Genomic DNA, 18,362 nt, shown 5'->3' on the forward strand with positions numbered 1-18,362 from the left:
GAACCAAACGAGTTCGTCATTCGACGTAAAGGGATAGCAAATCGTGATATTGGGCTATCTATAAAGGCGAGTCGATTTCGGTATGGCGAGAAAAATGAGAACCGAATAAACCAACATGCCGTTATTTGTACTCAATGAGTACTAAATCAAACTTATTTATTTGACGACAAAAGCCATTTCATAAAGTTTAAGGCTTCGGTACGCTTTGAAAAAGTTTGTCTATTTTTACCTTGTCTATCGGTAAAAGCAATGGATGTTTTGTTGACTGAAATTGAATCTACAGGGAAGTTCACTGTGATTTCATGTCCGTTAATTTTGTATGACATAGGCCACACTCCTTTTAATTCAATTCACCCTTAGGTGAGTAAGTTGTAACAATAAAATATCCTTAGCATAATTGCGAAAGATGATACCAATGAGTCTTGAGGTTACCCATTCCATGATCATTAATCAAGAGATGCCTTATTGATAACTAATGCATATCAGCGATTATGTCAATGGAATATCTCAATTAGCCCAGTTGACCATAGCAAAGTGACAATACTATGACATGGGTTTAATTAAATAGTTCACTGTTTTTGAGTCGATGCAGAAAATCACTAACTCATTATTTTTGTGGGACTTACTTGTAGTAGGCTTTCTTCGTGAGGATCGTGTTTGTCATTGCTTACGCGAATGTACAAACCGATATAAAAAGGATAACGACAAGATACTTCTCAAAACGGCGGGCAGTATAACAGCAAAATTCCCGCTGGCAAGTTTATTTTTTACTCAGCGGGAAAAAGGCTTGTTGGTATTTTGTTGTAATTTTGCGTTTATCGGTTATTCACTCTGCCAGCTTATTTTTAATGTCAGCGAGATTAATAAATCAGCTCACCAATGGGATTCAATAATTTACTGAGCCCTTTGGTAAAATATAACGGCGCATCTAAAACTGTGTAGCAGAGGCAGCCTGACTGGGTTTTAGGTGAATGATGCGTGTTGCCATCTAAGATGATGAAATCGCCGGGAACATACTGCCCGTTGATGTCCGAAAATTCCCCCGCCAATAATAGGGTTAGCTCGTATCCCTTATGGGTGTGCTGCGGGATTTCACCTAAGGCGTCGATATGCAATAGGCTGGCGCGGGTATGGCTTTCATCCACATCGAAACGCATTCGGCTGACTTTACCAATCTGTTGCCACGGATGAGCAATATGTTGGCGAAATACTGTCGGGATCTCATAGCGCACGTGCTTATGATTAAGGGAAACCGTCGCTTTGGTAGGATAGTCGCTTTCAGCTGGCGTTGCTTCGGGCAAGTCCATAATATGCGACAACATTTGCTGCCAAGTGTCATCTTGTGCTGAATCTGTTTCGCTGATTAAAGCTTGTTTAGTGATGCTGCTCGGCGCTAAAAAGGCGAGTTCTGCCGCTTGCTCCGTAAAGCGGCTAGCTTGCGATTGGCATTCGTGGCAAAGGGCACAATGGGCCGCAATGGCAATTGACATAGACAACGGCAGCTCGCCTTGTGCATGGGCTAACAGCAAATCGGTATGGGGATGATGTTTAATCATGTTGCGTCTCCAAAAAGCTTTTCAGCTTTTCTAACCCCAATCTGAGTCGCGATTTTATCGTACCAATCGGGACTTTTAAGGCATCGGCTAATTCTTGTTGCGTGAGTTCTTGCATATAGATCCCTTGAACCACTTGGCGTTGGGGCAGGGGTAGGGCATCTAAGTGCGCGAGTAGCTTGGCGGTGAGTTTATGATCTGGGCCGCCTTCTTGACTGACGGCCACATCGTAAATAGGCCAAATATCATCTCCGAAGGCATCTTCACGGTTATGTTGGATGCGCCTGAGCATGTCGAAACACTGGTTGCGCATAATGGTAAAAACCCAGGTCGCCACCGAGCCTTTGTCGGCATTGTACAAATGGGCTTTGGTCCACACTAAGGTCATGGTTTCTTGCACCAGATCCATGGCCAGCCCTTGCTGATTTAAGCGTTGCAGACCGAATGCGCGAATTTTGGGCATAAAATGGCTGAACAATTCCGCAAAGGCGGCTTTATCCCGTTGATTCGCGACTCGTATAATGGCGCGCGTCAAAGGATCCGCATCTGTGATTGGCTCATTGGCGGTTGAAATAGTGCTATCGTTTTCCATAGCCATATCGATAGGGGATGTTAACTGCCTATCATAGCGATTTTGCGCTAAATGTGATTGAAAATTTTCCATTGTTGAGCTCTTTACTTAAGGTTCAATCCAGTCTGAACATCACAAAAGATGTTACGTCAGGGCCGACATTCGATAAGCATACAGAGCAATACGTGGCGCGCGGGAAGTTGGATCACTCAAGCGGATTGAATGACAGTATGTAATAAGTCCTGTGTCAGTTGATGATCTAACGCATTGATGCAAGTGTATTTCTCTGCTGCTTGCACCGGCAGAATTTCTAACCAGCGTTGGCACACCCAGGCGATATCTTCAAATTGTTCCACCTGATAATGTTGCAGGTGCAGGGGGAACTCCTTAAGTATGTTTTGCAGCATCTCACTCAAGTAACGCTCATCGTATTCAATCGGTGTACTCGGCCAATTATCGATAAGCTTCACCTCGGCGCGTTTTAATCCGTCCGACTCTATGCTGATATCGCCGAATGTGAAGCGTTGTTTTCCTTGAATGCTGATTCCGAGCATTCCATCGGGTAAGGTTTCAAAATCGATGATATGCACCAGCGTGCCGATGGGATAAAGGGTTTTGCCATCTTCCGATGTCATACACAGGCCAAAGCCATCCGCCGATTTTAGCGATTCAGCGACTAAGCGTTTATACCTAGGTTCAAAAATGCGCAACTGAGTATATCCCTCTGGTAATAAACAGATTGGCAAAGGAAAAAGAGGTAATTTCATAGTGGCCTCAAGTGAACTTATGTCTATATCATTACGTACCATATACAGAATTTGATCAGTGTACCAAGCAATAACCGATTCATTTAAGGGGATGAGATGAAGTTAAATCCATTCGAGAAAAAGTTAGTCCAGCATCCGCTGCGTTTTTGGTTGCAAAACCATGTTGAAGCGCCATTACTGACTTCTATGATGCCCAAACCCCTTCCTTATCTACGTCACGCCCTCGAAATTGGTTGTGGTTTTGGTAACGGAGTTCAGCTGATCCGCGATCATTTTGGGGCCGAGCAAGTGACGGCCGTCGATCTTGATCCTGAGATGGTCGCAGCCGCTAAAGCGCGCTGGCATGATTCACCCCATGGGTTAAGCCAATTGGCATTCAGTGTTGCCGATGCTACTGCATTGCCTTTTGCAAATATCCAGTTTGATGTGGTGTTCAATTTCGCCGTGTTTCACCACATTCCCGATTGGCAATCGGCGGTTGCCGAGGTGGCAAGGGTGCTAAAACCCAACGGTTACTTTGTTGTGGAAGATTTATACCGCGCTGCCATTTGCAATCCCTTGAGTCGACGGTTGTTTGAACATCCACAACAGAATCGATTTAACCATCAAGAATGGTTAACGGGACTGCGCCAAGGGGGATTTGAGATCCTCTGCGAGAGAAATCTTCTCAACCTTTCGGGCATGGTGCTGGCCCAAAAACGCATGGCATAAAGGGGATAAATTGCGGCGATAGCCGTAAGCGAATCATTTATTTATTGGGGCGCTTGCGAAGGATAAAGGATTGCCGAGTGATTGTAATTTTTAGATAAAATCGACTTATCGCATGGTTCTCATGGTGAGTTTACCGCTATAATTTAGCTTAATCCGTCACTGGTGAGGAAAGCTGTTCCTCCAAAGTAGAGAAGTCGCATTATGGCAAACGTGCTTGCAACCGTAGATCAACGAACCAAACTCGTCGGTGAAAATCGGCTCGAACTACTGCTTTTTCGAATTAACTCTACCCAGTTATTTGCGATTAACGTCTTTAAAGTCAAAGAAGTCGTCAAGTTACCGCCATTAAATTCTATGCCCGGCAGTCATCCCCATATTTTTGGGGTGGCGAATATTCGCGGCATGTCGATTCCCGTGATTGATTTGCGTTCGGCTATCGGTTTTAAACCTGTGCCTCCGGGAGATGATGCCAATATGATCATCACCGAATATAACCGCAGTGTGCAGGGCTTCTTAGTCGGTAAGGTTGAGCACATTATCAATATGACCTGGAGCGATATTATGCCGCCGCCTAAAACGGCTGGGCGTAATAATTACCTCACGGCCATTACCCGCATCGAATACCAAGGTCAGTCGCAACTGGTGTCGATTATCGATGTCGAGAAAGTATTAGCGGAAATCGTCCATTACGATATTCGTCTCTCCGAAGGGGTGTTAGATGAGAGCCTGTTAGACAAGATGCCCGGTAAGAAGGTGTTGATTGTCGATGACTCTTCAACCGCCAGACGCCAAGTGCGTGAGACCTTAGGCCAACTCGGGATTGAAATTATCGAAGCCTCAGATGGCTTGCAGGCATTGCATTTACTGCAAAAATGGCGCGATGAAGGCAAGAATGTCGCCCAAGAGCTTTTGATGATGATAACCGATGCCGAAATGCCGGAGATGGACGGCTACAAGCTGACCTATGAAGTGCGTAACGATAAGGCCATGTCGGACTTATTTATCACCTTAAATACTTCACTCAGTGGTAGCTTTAATAATGCAATGGTCGAAAAAGTCGGCTGCGACAGGTTTATTTCTAAGTTCCAGCCCGACTTGTTGGTGGAAGTGGTGCAGGACAGATTAAAACAAGTTATTGGCAAATAACGCCACTGATTTAACCGATTGCTCAATTACAGGTTTGAAACCCATAGGCCGTCCTAGCAACCTGCAATTGGCGGCCTTGTTATTTTCAGCACTCGATTTGAGTATTTCACTTGTGACTTGTGACTCGTACTATTGGTCGTAACTCGGGCTATTTGCAGTGATGTAGACGACTTACCGCGATATGGCTTATTGATTGAGTTCGGCTTTAACATCGGCAAGGACTTGGCGCTTCATTTCTTTGGCGGCGGCGATATAGATCCGCGCAAGCCTAAGGGCATAGTTAAATCTCTGCCTACCGACTAATCGGATAAGCTCGGCAAAAAATACGGGATCTAAGCAGAATTGTTGGCTGTAGTAGTGAATCGCCGCGGGTAAAGAGGTGTAAGTTACCCCATCAAACTCAAAGCGGGTACTGTCTAACTGGCATTCGAGTTCGACCCCTTCAAGTTGTATTGGCCAGCCCGGAAAGTTAATCCTGTCTCGGGCAATTTGATACATCATCCAAGCGCTTTTTTTAAAACCTTCAAACACTTTGCAGGAAAATTCAGACTCGGCTAACTCTTCTTCTGTCCAATTAATCCCAATAGCTAAGTGCTTGGCATAAATGCTCATTAGGGCATCTTTGACCGCCACTCGGCAATCCCAGATAGAGGTTAAGGTGTGCTTTTTAGCAAGTTTTAAGCATTCGGCGCAGCAAGGGACGGCCAATGCTGGGTGAGGCGCATGTGACTCAGCTTGATATTCCAATCGGTCTTTGCAGGGCTCGCCGCAAAACCAACAGAGGTGACGTTTATCGAAGGGAATGTCAATACAAGGGAAAGCGGACATCAAGAGCTAGATACCTCAGCCCTTGATGCCTTAAACATGCTGTTTTGGTTGATGGAATTAAACCTCTTCAACATCAACTAAATCTTTCGCCAGAACGATAGGATCTAACTCTAAGCAGTCTTCATCACTCTGCCAATCAACACCAATCAACACGCCATCATCGTTGAGATCCGATACCCAGTACTCGAGGAATTCTTCGAGGCTAATGGCTACCGCTTGGTAGTCTTTCCACTCTTCGGTGCAGTGAGACTTTGCCTGCGCTTCACTCGACCATAAAGGCATAACATCAGTATCTTCGAACTCGCCCGAGTCACAAACGACCCAGCCTTCGCCAGTTTCATCCATCAAACCCCAGAGTGTTTGATGTTCTTTTACGTTTTCGATAAAGCCAGCCAACGCCGCGTTGATTTCAGTCATGATAGGTCTCTTTGAAGTATGCTGTTAACTTGTCCATTATACGGCAACGGATAGATAGTCCAAGGGATTCTTTGCTAAGATTTTTTTGCTGTTGGTTAACTGAGCAATAAGTGAATTTATCCGGCGATTTGTGGTGATAAGCATTGTGTTAGCGGGCGCTATGGGTCAGGATGTGCCGAGCAGAGGCACCAATAAGGATTACTGATTGTTGGTGAGTATCTGACTTGATTTTCTGGGGGAGAAAATAGTTTCGTGGATGTTTGGCCGTTGCCCTGTTTTTTTGATCTATCAACACAGCTGCAACCTGTTTATGGCTAAATATCGTATCTCTCTTGGCTCGGGGTGATTCACCTCTTGCCTCGCTCAGCTAAGATACATTCTTAGCGCTGACTGTAGGAGTAATTGATTTGATCAAACTGAAAGGAATGTCCTATCTTGCCGCCAGCATCGCCGCGTGTGTGAGCTTAAGTGCGTGTTCGAGCGCGCCAACCTCCGGCGGTACGACTCAAACTGCGATCGCCGAGACGCAGGCCGCCGTGCAAGAAATGCCGCTCAGTGACACCATCGCCGCCCATGCTGCGGCATTCCCGACCTGTGTAGCTAACTTACAGGAGCGCGCACGTACCGAAGGCTTATCCGAAGCCACTATTCAAGATACAGTCGCCAGTTTGCAGTTTGTGCCTAAAGTGATTGAGCTTGACCAAGCTCAGCCCGAGTTTAGCCAAACCTTCAACAACTATTTTACTAAGCGGGCGACCGATTGGCGGGTGAATGAAGGCCGTCGTTTACTGAAAAAACACCGCGCGCTGCTCGATAAATTGGCGCAGCAATACGGTGTACCGCCACAATATATTCTGTCTTTCTGGGGACTAGAGACTAACTACGGTTCCTACAAAGGCAAAATGTCCGTGTTAGATTCTCTTGCTACCTTGGCCTGTGAGCCGCGTCGCAGTGGCTATTTTACGACTGAGCTGATGCAAGCGCTTAAGTTAAAAGAAAAATACGGCTTTGATAAGAGCACTATGGTAGGCTCTTGGGCCGGCGCTATGGGTCACACCCAGTTTATGCCCTCGGCCTATGCAAAATATGCCATCGATGGGGATGGTGACGGTAAGGCCGATTTGTGGAATAGCACCGAAGATGCACTCACCTCGGCGGCGAATTTTTTGCAGCATTTAGGCTGGCAACGTAATGAGCGTTGGGGGCGTGAAGTGATATTGCCGCGCAATTTCAGCTATGAAAACCTTGGTGCCAAACAGGCGCAGCCGCTATCCCAATGGGCAGCGCAATCTGTCGTGCAAAGTAATGGTCAGCCTTTACCGGCTATCGATATGAAGGCGGCGCTGTATTTGCCCTCGGGTCATACTGGCCCCGCGTTTTTAGGCTATGAGAACTTCAATGTGATCATGCGTTGGAACCGCTCTGAATTTTACGCCATTACCGTTGGTCATTTGGCCGATAGAATTAATGGTGGCGAACCACTAAAAGTGGCACCGCCCGAGCAACCACGTTTGAGTCGTGAGCAAATCAAACAGTTACAAACCAAGCTGAATGAATCCGGCTTCGATGTCGGAAAACCCGACGGCGTACTTGGGCGCAACTCTTCGGCGGGGATCCAAGCATTCCAGCGCAGTAAGAATATGATTGCTGACGGTTTCCCAAGCCCTGAGGTCTTTAGCGCATTGGGGATTTCACTCTAAAGTCTTTAGGTTGAGTCGTACTGACTGCGAATATTGCCGCAAGTGGCCTATGGTTTACTCAACCCATGCCACTTTAGACGCTGTGCTTGCTGATCCGCAGCCGCTTAAGCTTTGGTGATGTATCGCAGGGATAAAACAGTGGAGTGCAAAGGTCAGTTTTGTTAAGCTCGGCCGACATTTGAAATCGAGGCAAATCAAAGGATATTCGATGAGCATTAAAGACGATATGGTTGTGCAGTTTAACTACACTCTGCGCGACGAAAAAGGCGAAGTGATCGAGACGAACGAAGGTCGCGAACCTATTGCTTACTTACACGGCCATGACAACATGATGCCAGGTGTTGAGAATGCGATTAATGGTAAAGCGATTGGTGAAAAGTTCACTGTTACTCTGCCATGCACTGAAACCTATGGTCAACGTATCGAAGGTGAAGCGGCGCAGCAACGTGTGTCTGTGAAGCACCTGTTAGGCGCTAACGTGTGGAAGCCCGGCATGACGGCTGTGGTTCACACTGATCAGGGTCAACGTCAAGTGACTATCGTCAAAGTGGGTAAGTTTATGGCAACTGTGGATGTTAACCATCCATTAGCGGGCCGTGACTTAACCTTCGATATCGAAGTGGTTGGCGCCCGTGATGCGACCGATGAAGAAATCGCCCACGGTCATGCCCACGGTGTAGGCGGTCACCACCACTAATCTGTGTGGTTCTCCCATCAATATTCTGCTACAGCAGGGGTGCTCGGGAGTAATGACCAGATAAGTAAACAAAAGCCCAAACCTAGGTTTGGGCTTTTTTGTGCGCTAATACTTTGGTTTGCAATCCATGTTTGTAATCAAAGTCTCGCAACCACAGTTTCGTAATCAAAATCTCTCAATCAAGGTCGTGGCTTTTGTGTATAGGATTCACCGCTAAACTTATGCCCACTTTTCATGGCGAGGCTTGAGCACAGGCTTTCTGCGCTCAAGTCCAACAAACGCACCGCTTAATGAACATGCTCCATCGGTTTATCACTAAACATCATATCGAGACTCGCTTGGGTCTGTGGGTGGTAACCACTGCGGGCCGCCAAGTAAACGGTTTTTGCCCAGTCATAGTGCTCGCTGCTCGCCAGTTTTTGATACAAAGGCACAATCAGCCTGCGGCGGCCAATCTCGGTTAAATGTTGTTTCAGTGCCGGTAAGACACTGTAGTAACCGTTATCGAGGGCGAGGGCATACCAAGCAAAGGCGATTTCATTATTGTGCGTGCCAGTAAAATGAAAGGCCTTATCTAACTCGGCTAATTGCTGCTCAGTGAGATTTAGCCTCGGCATTTCATTAATAAAGCGTAGCCATTGATGCACTGTCCAGCCCTGAGTGTTCAGAGCGCTGGCATCACGTTTGCCCTTTAACCAGGCTTGGCGCTGAGCATCGATATCATCGAAGGCGTGTGAGTTGGGTGGCACTAAAAAGCTGGGTAAACCTTGTCCCTCCACCCAAGTATCCACTTCGGACTCGCTGACGATATTGGGATATTTCTGCAATAACTGCTGCGTGAGGTAATTGCGGAACTGCTCTGTGGTAATGCTTTGAAACGCAAAGTGATCGAAGTAGCTTTTCACAAAGGTGTCGAACCGTTCGCGGCCAAATTTTTGCTCGAGGAAGCGCAGAAATAATTGTCCTTTCACATAGGGGACGCCGCTAAAGGCATCGTCGGGATCGCGATCGCCTAAGTCAATATGCAGCACTGAATCGCTGGCGGGTAACTCGGCTAATTCGGCCAACAGCTCTGAGTAACCAATGGTTTGCTCCATTAGGGCGCGGTCGCTGCCATAGAGATCTTCCATAATGCGGTTTTCCACATAGGTGGTAAAACCTTCGTTGAGCCAGAGATCGCGCCAGGTGGCGTTAGTGACTAAATTGCCCGACCAAGAATGGGCCAGCTCGTGGGCGATTAAACTCACTAGGCTTTTATCTCCCGCGATGACCGTGGGGGTAATAAAGGATAAACGTGGATTTTCCATCCCACCGAAGGGGAAACTCGGCGGAAGGATCAACAAATCGTATCGGCCCCAACGGTAATCGCCGTAGCGTTTGGCGGCGATGGCAATCATCTCTGGCGTATCGGCAAATTCTTTGCTGGCCTTGGCAAGCATTTCGGGCTCGGCCCAAATGCCTGAGGTGTCGTCTAAGGCGGCAAATTGCAGATGTCCTGCGGCAATGGCAATCAAGTAAGCTGGAATCGCTTGTGGCATACTGAATTGAGTTTGCGTCGCAGACACGCTCTCTCTATCGGCACTCATCACGACACTAATGCCTTGCTTGGCTGTGACAGTGGCGCTGTAGGTTTGGCGCACTGCGGGCGTATCTTGCAGCGGGATCCAGCTTCTGGCATGGATGGCTTGGCTTTGGCTAAACATAAATGGCCATTGCTTACCTTGGGTTTGCTCTGGAGTCAGCCATTGAATGCCTGATGGATTCTTGGAGGTATGATAATTAACTTTGACTTTAGCGACTCGCTCTTGAGGCAGATTGATGGTGAGCGCTGCGCCTTTGACCTTATCGGCTGCACCTAAACTAAAGGGCACGGATTGCCATTGGCCGTTTGCATCTAACATGCTGACACTGTTAATCGTAAGGTCACGTGTATCGAGCACTAGTACTTTTCCGGTCTGATGCCAATCCAGTTCGAGAATCGCGTCCCCCGAGAGTTGCTGCTGCGCAAAATCTACGTTTAATGCCAATGCGATGTGATGAATGCTCACTTGCTGGTAATTGGCAAAGGTCAGCTCATCGGTGACAGAGTGCATTTGGCTGGCGGTGACGCTGGCTAGGCTGGTATTCGGTAAGGCATTGGCCGCATTGGCATATTGTACTAATGGCAGCAGCATCAAGAGTGCGCTGCTAATGAGGGTACGACGGGATAAAAACATATAACCACCCAGTGTTGTGATTCTTGTTATGGCGTAAAGCGTACTAGCCGTGAGCGGACTTGCATCGCAGATGCGGGATTTTACTCGAACTGCTCTGCTTTGGGGCACTTTAGCTGACACTAAAATGTAATTAAACTTTATCTACACTGTGGGATTACCATTGCTAAATGGCTTGGCTAAGAGTCTATGCCGAGCGGATAAGGATTTGACGTAAGCGCACTCAAACCGAGCGATGTAGATTTTATGTCGATGGGTAGACCTAAGCTTGCTCAACCTATGGCGTGTCTGTGATCAACGGTAGTGCGAGTTTAAAAGTTCATCCTTGGCGAAATAACTTTGCTATTATGGCGCGTTTTAACAGTGACTATCACGAGAGCGGAATAGCTATGTTAGTGGAATTTTCTCAGGGTAAGTTGATTGCCACTGAATTTGAAGTGCAGATCCGGCTGAACATGGCCAATGTGGTGCTTCAAGCCGCGGCCGAAGACATCAGCCTTAGGCAGGAGCCGCCGATGATCATCGCCAATGGCGGCGGCGTGCGTTGGAGCATTAAATTAGATAACACCAACCAGCTCGATGCATTGCAAGCTCTCCTTGGTATTGATTATCTGTAAAGCGCTCGCAGGGCGAGCATAATAACTTTTGATTTATAAGGGATTTGTCAGTATGACACTTGAACGTATTGTGATTGAGCCTCAAGCTGAGGCGACGGCTGCGGTGATTTGGTTACACGGTTTAGGGGACTCGGGCGCAGGGTTTGCACCTGTGGTTCCAGCATTAGGCTTGCCAGCGGGACACAGCATTCGCTTTATCTTCCCCCATGCGCCAGAGCAAGCGGTGACCATCAACGGCGGTTACATTATGCGCGCTTGGTATGACATTAAAAGCATGGATTTGCACGATAGAGCCGATATGCAGGGCGTGATGGCCTCAGAGCTGAGTGTACAGGCCTTGATTGACGAACAAATCGCCGCGGGGATCCCCAGTGAGCGCATCGTCTTAGCCGGATTTAGCCAAGGCGGGGTGATGAGCTTATTTACAGGATTACGTTATCCTCAAAAACTCGCAGGAATTATGGCACTCTCCTGTTATTTACCGACGGGTGATGTATTACCCAGCCAATTAAGTGCAGCCAATGCGAAAACGCCTATTTTACATCAGCACGGTGAACAGGATGATGTAGTGCCACTATCCGCAGGTTTATTAGCGAAAGATGCGTTAATGGCCGGAGGATATTCGGTGCAATGGCAAACCTACCCGATGCCGCATTCGGTTATCCCGGTACAATTGAAAGCAATAAGCACTTGGTTACAACAGTGTTTTGAAATGTAGAAAAATCTAAATGCCGATAAAAACACCATGCGGTAAATTAAATTTTGGTTGCATGGTGTTTTATATAGAGAACAATCCATTATATTGCCAACGCTATCTAAGTTGCTTAAATTAAAGCGTTAAATCTTTTCTTTTTAAATGCCTTCCCCATTAGATTGTGAAATAAAAAATAAGTCGTTTAGCTTATTTTTTATTTGAAACAAATCTGTCTTAAAACTCATTAAAGATCCCACATTAAAGTCACGTTTATTAATAAAAATGACACAATTCGTCTTTATTCTTTGTTATTATGCGTGGCGCGAGAGTCGATGGTACTCGCACAATCTATCTATGATAAAATAATTAAAATCAAGGGGTTGATGTAATGACAAATAAGCTTATTAAAGGATTAATTGCGACTGCAGTGCTTGCTGCGCTAGCAGGTTGTAATAGTGATGATGATAATACTAAAGTACCAACAACCTGTGCCGAAGCGGGCAGCGCTTGTAAAACATTTACCGTATTACACACCAACGATAACCATGGCCGTTTCTGGGAAAACAGTGATGGCGAATATGGTATGGCGGCTCGTAAAGCTCTAGTCGATCAAATTCGCGCTGAAGTCAGCAAGAATGGCGGCCAAACATTATTATTATCTGGCGGTGATATTAACACCGGCGTACCAGAATCTGATTTACAGGATGCGATTCCTGACTTTACTGGTATGAACAAAATTGGTTACGACGCAATGGCAGTCGGTAACCATGAATTCGATAACCCATTATCTGTTTTAGATATGCAGCGTCGTTTAGCCGAATTCCCAATGCTGGCGGCAAACATTTACCGTAAAAACGCTGAGGGTGGTCAAGGTGAGCGTTATTTCGAGCCTTACAAAGTGTTCGATATTAACGGTCTTAAAGTGGCTGTGATTGGTTTAACCACCGAAGACACTGCAAAAATCGGTAACCCAGAATTTATCAGCGATTTGATTTTCACCGATCCTAAAGTGGAAGTGGCGAAAGTTATCAAAGAAATTAAAGACGCCAAAGCGGCTGATGTGATTTTCGCAACGACTCACATGGGTCACTATGCCGACGGTCAAAACGGTAGCAACGCCCCTGGCGACGTCGCAATGGCGCGTGCGTTGAATAAAGGCGACTTACAAGTTGTTATCGGTGGTCACTCACAAAACCCAGTGTGTATGGAACCGGGAACTGACAACACGTCTTACGCGAGCTTCAAACCTGGTGATGATTGTGCGCCAGACCAGCAAAACGGCACTTGGATCATGCAAGCCCACGAATGGGGTAAGTATGTTGGCCGTGCGGATTTCGAATACTTCAATGGCGAACTGCACTTAGCCAGCTACAAGCTGATCCCTGTGAACATGCGTAAACTGGACGAAGCTGGCAAGAAAACCACTGAGCTGGCTGGTACTAAGATTGAGCCAGATGCTGAGTTAAAAGAGCTGCTGTCTTACTACCAAGAGAAAGGCCAAGCTAAGTTAGACGAAGTGATTGCGACTACCGATGCGCTGCTCGACGGTGAACGTGCAAACGTACGTAACAAGCAAACCAACTTAGGCCGCATGTTAGCCATGGCACAAAGCGGTAAAGTGTCTGCTGACTTTGGTGTAATGAACTCAGGTGGTGTGCGTGCATCTATCGAAGCGGGCGACATTACCTACCGTCACGTGCTGACGGTTCAACCTTTCGGTAACATGGTCACCCTGAACGAAATGACGGGCACTGAAGTCGCGGCTTACTTAGGCGCTGTGGGCAGTATCCAAATCGGTTCTGGTGGTTATGCGCAGATCACTGGCGTGAAAATGACCATCGACTGTGTGGCTAAAACGGCTAATATCAGCGAAATCAACGGCAAAGAGTTCAGCGCAACGGCAAACTATAAGTTCACCGTACCTAGCTTTAACGCTGCAGGTGGTGATGGTTATCCAAAACTGGCTAGCCCAATCCAAACAGGTTTTGTGGATGCGGACTTACTCTATTCATTCTTGAAAGAGAAACAAACAATCGTTGCTGCTGACTACAATCCAGTGGGCGACATTGTTTACGAAAACTCAAACAGTGTTGAAGGCTGTAAGCTGTAATCACTTGCGATAAATTATCGTAAAAAATGCCACTCATTTGAGTGGCATTTTTATTGGTAAACTGACTGAGAAAACGATAAAGCCTAAAGCTGTTAATGGCTTAGCCTAAGCTCATGGCGATGCTCATGCTGATAATGCTCGGCGCAGCTACTGCAACGTTGCTCGGTGGGATCTTGAGTTAAGCGCTCGGCTTCGATTTCAGTTTCGCAATCTGAGCATAGGCCGTATAAGCCTAAGTCGAGTTGACAGAAGGCGGCATCGAGGCGGTTTAAACGACAAAATAGCGGATGTTCTGCGAGGTGACTCTGTGCCAGGCGGTCAATTAACTCGCCTAAGCTGAGATTGGCATAATGCGCCCCAAGTATTTCAATAAACTGAGGGAGCGCGCCGATTTCCTTCCTTAGATTAGCTTCAAGCTCTGACAATTCTTGTCTGATATGGGTGGTGCTCACGTAAAATCGCCTGTTTTATCTGACTCTGGACATTCAGTCTAATAGTTCCACTATCAACGACTATGATAAAGATCAAGTATCTGTCCGATTTGCAGGGATTTAGTGGTGTTTAAAATAAATTTCACCACTTTCTCATGGGATTATCCTATGCGTTATCAGTGGCTATTCGCCTAGGCGCTGCTGCGCCTCTTCCAGCACTCGCACAATTTCCTCTGTGGTTTTATAGATGCGTAGCTCCCTAAACAGGGTGTCCGCCTCGGGGTATTGGCGATTCAAATAACTAAACCACTGCTTAATTCGCGCCGGATAATAATCACTCTTACGGCCGCTCAGCTCGCGTTGGGTGTAGCTTAGCATCAAGCCTAAGGTGTCAGCCCAGCTGTAAGGCGCCGCGCCAGTCTTAATGGTATCGGCAAGATTGGGCAGCGAAATGGCGCCGCGACCTATCATAATACTGTCGCAGCCCGTCACCGCCATACAACGCTCGGCATCTTCGCGGTTCCAAATCTCACCATTAGCAATCACTGGAATGGGCAAACGCTCGCGCACTTCGGTGATGTATTCCCAGTAGGCGGGCGGTTTGTAACCATCGACCTTACTGCGTGCATGGATAGCCAGTTCTGTCGCGCCCGCTTCATACACGGCCAGCGCATTTTCCATAAACAGGGATTTATCTTCGTAGCCTAAACGAATTTTCGCCGTCACTGGATGTTCGGCGGGCACGGCTTGGCGCATGGCGCGCACAATGTCGTGAATCGTATTAGGGTATTGCAGCAACACCGCGCCGCCATTACTGCGGTTCACCATTTTAGCGGGGCAACCAAAGTTTGCATCGACACCGTGGGAGCCAAGCTCAATCGCGCGCATCGCGTTTTCGGCCATGCAGTTGGGCTCTTGCCCTAAAAGCTGTACACGAACCGGCGTGCCCGAGGGGGTAAAGCCGCCTTTGAGCAGTTCTGGGCAGAGTTTGAGAAACACTTTTTCGGGTAAGAGTTGGTCAACCACGCGCACAAATTCGGTGACGAGCAAATCGTAGGGATTAATTGAAGACAAAATATCCCGCATTAAGTCGTCAACCACGCCTTCCATCGGAGCCAAAATTACGCGCACTGCAACAAACCCATATCCAGTTTCAAAGGGCGTGCATTCTATCCTATTGGACTGTGGTTACAAAGCATTGCGAGGGAAGGGTAAGAGCTGTTTTTGGGGATTTTTACGACTAAATTCTGTTTCCTATCAGCATATTTTGATTATTTCTGTGATTTGGTGATATTTTTTGAAATGAAACCGAGATGGGGCGGGTCTTTTGCAGTAAGCCAGCTACAACACTGTTGTTGGCCACCATTAATCAAGAATAAGGAAGAAACATATGAAGTCAGTTAAGCAAACAGCCGTTGCAGTTGCGTTAGGTACAGTGGTGGTCGGTTCCGCGTTCGCCGTGAATGCGCAAACCAACCCATTCGGATTTGAAACCATGGAAGCTGGTTATCAAATCGTCGGTTCAGAAGGTAAATGCGGTGAAGGTAAATGCGGCGGCGATATGAAAAAAGCTGCAGCCGAAAAAGCCAAAGAAGGTAAGTGTGGTGAAGGCAAGTGTGGTGGCGAGATGAAGAAAGCCGCCGCTGATAAAGCCCACGAAGGTAAATGCGGTGAAGGTAAATGTGGCGGCGATATGAAGAAAGCTGCTGCCGATAAAGCTCACGAAGGTAAGTGTGGTGAAGGCAAATGCGGTGGTGATATGAAAAAAGCCGCTGAAAAAGTCGAAGCTAAGGCCGACGCAGTCAAAAAAGAAATGAAATAAGCACGAGTCGAGACTATCGAGCTTCAGCTCTACACTTGGCCAGCCTCAGCTGGCCTTTGTTTCGCAGCATTCGAGTGTGGGCTTGCCAGAACGAAAAGGTAATATCGACAGGTCAATACACCCTAGGTAAAAGGTGAAAGCAATGCAAGAGAGTGGATTGGTTGGATTAGGCTTACGGCGTGAAATGCTCAGTGAGTTTTGCCAAGCGCTGCCAACGGCTATCGATTTTTTAGAGGTCGCCCCTGAAAACTGGATGACGCTCGGTGGAAAATACGGCAAGCAATTTAGGCAGCTTACTGAGCAACATACTTTTTTCTGCCATGGTCTGTCACTCTCTATCGGCAGTCCTGCTCCCTTAGATTTGGAATTTGTCCGCCAAGTGAAGGCGTTTATGGATCTGCACCAAATCGACGTCTATTCGGAGCATTTAAGTTATTGCTCGGGTGGTGGTCATTTATACGATCTGATGCCCATTCCCTTTACCGATGACGCCGTTAAGCATGTGGCGAGGCGGGTAAAACAGGTGGAGGATATTTTAGAGCGGCCTTTGATCCTCGAGAATATTTCCTTTTATGCCACGCCGAGCGCGCAGATGAGTGAGCAGGCGTTTTTGACCGCAGTGTTAGAGGAGGCCGACTGTAAGCTGCTGTTAGATGTGAATAATATCTATGTGAACTCGATAAATCATCAATACGATGCCGAGGCTTATTTAAAGGCCATGCCAACGGAGCGCATCGCCTATTTGCATATCGCAGGGCATTACCAACAGTCCGAAACCTTGCTGATCGACACCCATGGCAGCGACATCAACGATCCGGTTTGGGCATTGTTGGATAAGTGCTATGCCCAGCATGGCGTCTTGCCGACACTGCTCGAGCGTGACTTTAATCTGCCTGAAACGGTGCAGTTATTGGATGAGATTAATCAAATCCATGCCTATCAAGCGCGGGCGAAAAATCGTTTAGACAAGAGGATTGCCTGATGGATTTTACGCAAGTACAACAGTCTTTTATCGATTATATTCGCGATCCCCAAAATCCTGTGCCGAGCGGTGTGCCCTTTGAGCGGATGCAGGTTTACAGAGAGCTGTTTTTTAATAATGTGATGGGTTTTGTGTCTAATGCCTTTCCCGTTCTTAAAAGTCTTTATAGCCATGCACAATGGCAAGCCTTAGTGCAGGCTTTTTTCAGTCAACACGATTGTAAGTCCCCAATTTTTATTGATATTGCCGGAGAATTTTTACAATTCCTGCAATTTGAATATTCACTAGCAGAAAGTGATCCGCCTTTTATGTTGGAGCTAGCGCACTATGAATGGCTTGAGCTTCGAGTGGCAACGGCGCAACAAGTTGACCAGCAAGAGCGACTGTCCAGCGCAGATATTTTACAGCGTAATTTGTGTTTAGCGGCAACGGCGAGTGTGGCTCAGTACCAATATCCGGTGCAGCAGATCCGCCAAGATTATCGCCCCACAACGCCGCTGCCACAGCCGGTGTTTTTTTGCCTCTATCAGGATGAGGCGGGCGAGGTGGGCTTCTTACAATTAACGCCGCTAAGTGCGCAAGTGCTGGGATATTTGGCAGAACAAAAGCAGAGTCGCCTCGATGACATACTGAACTGGCTGCAAGGGATTTATCCGCAAATGCAACCGGAGATCTTAACCCAAGGCTGTATTCAGTTACTCGAACAGCTCGCCGTTAAAGGGATAGTGCGCGGAATTTAAGCTGCATGTTGCTAAAATCAGCAAAATAAATGCAATAACCTTACATAAAAAGGGTTTTTGTTGATTTGACAAACCGCTACAATGGCGCCCGTTTTGTGATCTTAATCACTGTACGATTCCTGCGCACTTATCTTTGCACACATTTGAGGAGCTGTAATGAGCAGTCAGCCATTTAAAGACCCATTTAACTTTATGTATTTTATTGGTTTTATTTTAGTCTTACTGTTGCCGACGCTACCAGCAAGCCTGACTTGGTTAAAGCAATTAGGCTTAATTTAAGCAGGTTTTAATCTCAAATTGAGTATACTACTGGCCACTCTTTGAGTGGCTTTTGTTTTTCAGGTTTGAGGCATCAACATACTA

Annotated in this window: 20 protein-coding genes; 11 read left to right on the forward strand and 9 right to left on the reverse strand. The window is 47.0% G+C overall.

Annotated features, from left to right (window positions below; all coding sequences use genetic code 11):
- Nucleotides 1-152 precede the first annotated feature (152 nt).
- From CBX96_RS03640 to CBX96_RS03655, 4 genes are all read right to left on the reverse strand, one after another.
- Nucleotides 153-326 (reverse strand): hypothetical protein, encoded by a 174-nt coding sequence (locus tag CBX96_RS03640; RefSeq protein ID WP_011072074.1) that lies wholly within the window; start codon nucleotides 324-326, stop codon nucleotides 153-155.
- A gap of 534 nt (nucleotides 327-860) precedes the next feature.
- Nucleotides 861-1,556: a ChrR family anti-sigma-E factor gene (locus tag CBX96_RS03645; protein WP_109285724.1), complete on the reverse strand. Its 696-nt coding sequence runs from the start codon at nucleotides 1,554-1,556 to the stop codon at nucleotides 861-863.
- On the reverse strand, nucleotides 1,549-2,217 hold the full coding sequence (locus CBX96_RS03650; protein WP_181382129.1) for a sigma-70 family RNA polymerase sigma factor: 669 nt from the start codon (nucleotides 2,215-2,217) through the stop codon (nucleotides 1,549-1,551). Before CBX96_RS03650 ends, CBX96_RS03645 begins: the two co-directional genes overlap by 8 nt.
- A gap of 116 nt (nucleotides 2,218-2,333) precedes the next feature.
- Nucleotides 2,334-2,891: an LON peptidase substrate-binding domain-containing protein gene (locus CBX96_RS03655; RefSeq protein WP_109285725.1), complete on the reverse strand. Its 558-nt coding sequence runs from the start codon at nucleotides 2,889-2,891 to the stop codon at nucleotides 2,334-2,336.
- 96 nt (nucleotides 2,892-2,987) lie between these two features.
- Here CBX96_RS03655 and CBX96_RS03660 point away from each other — a divergent pair, with 96 nt between their 5' ends.
- Both CBX96_RS03660 and CBX96_RS03665 read left to right on the forward strand, forming a co-directional pair.
- Nucleotides 2,988-3,602: a class I SAM-dependent methyltransferase gene (locus CBX96_RS03660; RefSeq protein WP_109285726.1), complete on the forward strand. Its 615-nt coding sequence runs from the start codon at nucleotides 2,988-2,990 to the stop codon at nucleotides 3,600-3,602.
- Nucleotides 3,603-3,803: 201 nt separating this feature from the next.
- Complete coding sequence (locus tag CBX96_RS03665; protein WP_011717385.1) at nucleotides 3,804-4,748, forward strand: chemotaxis protein CheV; 945 nt, start codon at nucleotides 3,804-3,806, stop codon at nucleotides 4,746-4,748.
- 186 nt (nucleotides 4,749-4,934) lie between these two features.
- On the opposite strand, the gene CBX96_RS03670 is transcribed toward CBX96_RS03665, so the two are convergent.
- Both CBX96_RS03670 and CBX96_RS03675 read right to left on the reverse strand, forming a co-directional pair.
- A complete protein-coding gene (locus tag CBX96_RS03670; RefSeq protein WP_109285727.1) occupies nucleotides 4,935-5,576 on the reverse strand; it encodes a hypothetical protein in 642 nt (213 codons plus the stop codon).
- Between the two features lie 57 nt (nucleotides 5,577-5,633).
- Nucleotides 5,634-5,993 carry a DUF2750 domain-containing protein gene (locus CBX96_RS03675; RefSeq protein ID WP_011072081.1) on the reverse strand — a complete coding sequence of 120 codons (360 nt, stop codon included), beginning with the start codon at nucleotides 5,991-5,993 and terminating at the stop codon, nucleotides 5,634-5,636.
- A 407-nt stretch (nucleotides 5,994-6,400) separates the two neighbouring features.
- Here CBX96_RS03675 and CBX96_RS03680 point away from each other — a divergent pair, with 407 nt between their 5' ends.
- Both CBX96_RS03680 and CBX96_RS03685 read left to right on the forward strand, forming a co-directional pair.
- Nucleotides 6,401-7,693, forward strand: coding sequence for a lytic murein transglycosylase (locus CBX96_RS03680; protein ID WP_258294030.1), 1,293 nt, complete (start codon nucleotides 6,401-6,403; stop codon nucleotides 7,691-7,693).
- Nucleotides 7,694-7,901: 208 nt separating this feature from the next.
- Nucleotides 7,902-8,390: a peptidylprolyl isomerase gene (locus CBX96_RS03685; RefSeq protein ID WP_109285728.1), complete on the forward strand. Its 489-nt coding sequence runs from the start codon at nucleotides 7,902-7,904 to the stop codon at nucleotides 8,388-8,390.
- A gap of 287 nt (nucleotides 8,391-8,677) precedes the next feature.
- Here CBX96_RS03685 and CBX96_RS03690 read toward each other — a convergent pair whose 3' ends face one another.
- Nucleotides 8,678-10,606, reverse strand: a complete 1,929-nt coding sequence (locus tag CBX96_RS03690) for a M1 family metallopeptidase (RefSeq protein WP_109285729.1) — start codon at nucleotides 10,604-10,606, stop codon at nucleotides 8,678-8,680.
- A 386-nt stretch (nucleotides 10,607-10,992) separates the two neighbouring features.
- On the opposite strand from CBX96_RS03690, the gene CBX96_RS03695 reads away from it, so the two are divergent.
- The 3 genes from CBX96_RS03695 (at nucleotide 10,993) to ushA (ending at nucleotide 14,024) form a co-directional block, all read left to right on the forward strand.
- Entirely contained in the window at nucleotides 10,993-11,220 is a 228-nt protein-coding gene (locus CBX96_RS03695) for a DUF3389 domain-containing protein (RefSeq protein ID WP_011623027.1), read from the forward strand.
- A gap of 52 nt (nucleotides 11,221-11,272) precedes the next feature.
- Complete coding sequence (locus tag CBX96_RS03700) at nucleotides 11,273-11,938, forward strand: alpha/beta hydrolase (protein WP_089067603.1); 666 nt, start codon at nucleotides 11,273-11,275, stop codon at nucleotides 11,936-11,938.
- 364 nt (nucleotides 11,939-12,302) lie between these two features.
- Nucleotides 12,303-14,024, forward strand: a complete 1,722-nt coding sequence (ushA, locus tag CBX96_RS03705) for a bifunctional UDP-sugar hydrolase/5'-nucleotidase UshA (RefSeq protein WP_109285730.1) — start codon at nucleotides 12,303-12,305, stop codon at nucleotides 14,022-14,024.
- 92 nt (nucleotides 14,025-14,116) lie between these two features.
- On the opposite strand, the gene CBX96_RS03710 is transcribed toward ushA, so the two are convergent.
- Entirely contained in the window at nucleotides 14,117-14,476 is a 360-nt protein-coding gene (locus CBX96_RS03710; protein WP_011717378.1) for a TraR/DksA C4-type zinc finger protein, read from the reverse strand.
- A gap of 162 nt (nucleotides 14,477-14,638) precedes the next feature.
- On the reverse strand, nucleotides 14,639-15,586 hold the full coding sequence (locus CBX96_RS03715) for a tRNA-dihydrouridine synthase (RefSeq protein ID WP_089067605.1): 948 nt from the start codon (nucleotides 15,584-15,586) through the stop codon (nucleotides 14,639-14,641).
- Between the two features lie 259 nt (nucleotides 15,587-15,845).
- Here CBX96_RS03715 and CBX96_RS03720 point away from each other — a divergent pair, with 259 nt between their 5' ends.
- From CBX96_RS03720 to CBX96_RS21635, 4 genes are all read left to right on the forward strand, one after another.
- Nucleotides 15,846-16,277, forward strand: coding sequence for a hypothetical protein (locus tag CBX96_RS03720; protein WP_109285731.1), 432 nt, complete (start codon nucleotides 15,846-15,848; stop codon nucleotides 16,275-16,277).
- Nucleotides 16,278-16,419: 142 nt separating this feature from the next.
- Complete coding sequence (locus CBX96_RS03725; protein ID WP_109285732.1) at nucleotides 16,420-17,259, forward strand: DUF692 domain-containing protein; 840 nt, start codon at nucleotides 16,420-16,422, stop codon at nucleotides 17,257-17,259.
- On the forward strand, nucleotides 17,259-17,999 hold the full coding sequence (locus CBX96_RS03730) for a DUF2063 domain-containing protein (protein WP_109285733.1): 741 nt from the start codon (nucleotides 17,259-17,261) through the stop codon (nucleotides 17,997-17,999). The genes CBX96_RS03725 and CBX96_RS03730 overlap by 1 nt, the downstream gene beginning before the upstream one ends.
- A gap of 156 nt (nucleotides 18,000-18,155) precedes the next feature.
- A complete protein-coding gene (locus CBX96_RS21635) occupies nucleotides 18,156-18,278 on the forward strand; it encodes a hypothetical protein (protein WP_011623018.1) in 123 nt (40 codons plus the stop codon).
- The last annotated feature ends 84 nt before the right edge of the window (nucleotides 18,279-18,362 follow it).

It is taken from the genome of Shewanella sp. BC20 (genome assembly GCF_003129585.1).
Taxonomy (GTDB): domain Bacteria; phylum Pseudomonadota; class Gammaproteobacteria; order Enterobacterales; family Shewanellaceae; genus Shewanella; species Shewanella seohaensis.

Excerpts from the sequence above, each read along its gene's own strand:
- CBX96_RS03640 (WP_011072074.1), bottom strand. The coding sequence starts at position 326 with ATGTCATACAAAATTAACGGACATGAAATCACAGTGAACTTCCCTGTA.
- CBX96_RS03645 (WP_109285724.1), bottom strand. The coding sequence starts at position 1,556 with ATGATTAAACATCATCCCCATACCGATTTGCTGTTAGCCCATGCACAA.
- CBX96_RS03650 (WP_181382129.1), bottom strand. The coding sequence starts at position 2,217 with ATGGAAAATTTTCAATCACATTTAGCGCAAAATCGCTATGATAGGCAG.
- CBX96_RS03655 (WP_109285725.1), bottom strand. The coding sequence starts at position 2,891 with ATGAAATTACCTCTTTTTCCTTTGCCAATCTGTTTATTACCAGAGGGA.
- CBX96_RS03660 (WP_109285726.1), top strand. The coding sequence starts at position 2,988 with ATGAAGTTAAATCCATTCGAGAAAAAGTTAGTCCAGCATCCGCTGCGT.
- CBX96_RS03665 (WP_011717385.1), top strand. The coding sequence starts at position 3,804 with ATGGCAAACGTGCTTGCAACCGTAGATCAACGAACCAAACTCGTCGGT.
- CBX96_RS03670 (WP_109285727.1), bottom strand. The coding sequence starts at position 5,576 with ATGTCCGCTTTCCCTTGTATTGACATTCCCTTCGATAAACGTCACCTC.
- CBX96_RS03675 (WP_011072081.1), bottom strand. The coding sequence starts at position 5,993 with ATGACTGAAATCAACGCGGCGTTGGCTGGCTTTATCGAAAACGTAAAA.
- CBX96_RS03685 (WP_109285728.1), top strand. The coding sequence starts at position 7,902 with ATGAGCATTAAAGACGATATGGTTGTGCAGTTTAACTACACTCTGCGC.
- CBX96_RS03690 (WP_109285729.1), bottom strand. The coding sequence starts at position 10,606 with ATGTTTTTATCCCGTCGTACCCTCATTAGCAGCGCACTCTTGATGCTG.
- CBX96_RS03695 (WP_011623027.1), top strand. The coding sequence starts at position 10,993 with ATGTTAGTGGAATTTTCTCAGGGTAAGTTGATTGCCACTGAATTTGAA.
- CBX96_RS03700 (WP_089067603.1), top strand. The coding sequence starts at position 11,273 with ATGACACTTGAACGTATTGTGATTGAGCCTCAAGCTGAGGCGACGGCT.
- ushA (WP_109285730.1), top strand. The coding sequence starts at position 12,303 with ATGACAAATAAGCTTATTAAAGGATTAATTGCGACTGCAGTGCTTGCT.
- CBX96_RS03720 (WP_109285731.1), top strand. The coding sequence starts at position 15,846 with ATGAAGTCAGTTAAGCAAACAGCCGTTGCAGTTGCGTTAGGTACAGTG.
- CBX96_RS03725 (WP_109285732.1), top strand. The coding sequence starts at position 16,420 with ATGCAAGAGAGTGGATTGGTTGGATTAGGCTTACGGCGTGAAATGCTC.
- CBX96_RS03730 (WP_109285733.1), top strand. The coding sequence starts at position 17,259 with ATGGATTTTACGCAAGTACAACAGTCTTTTATCGATTATATTCGCGAT.
- CBX96_RS21635 (WP_011623018.1), top strand. The coding sequence starts at position 18,156 with ATGAGCAGTCAGCCATTTAAAGACCCATTTAACTTTATGTATTTTATT.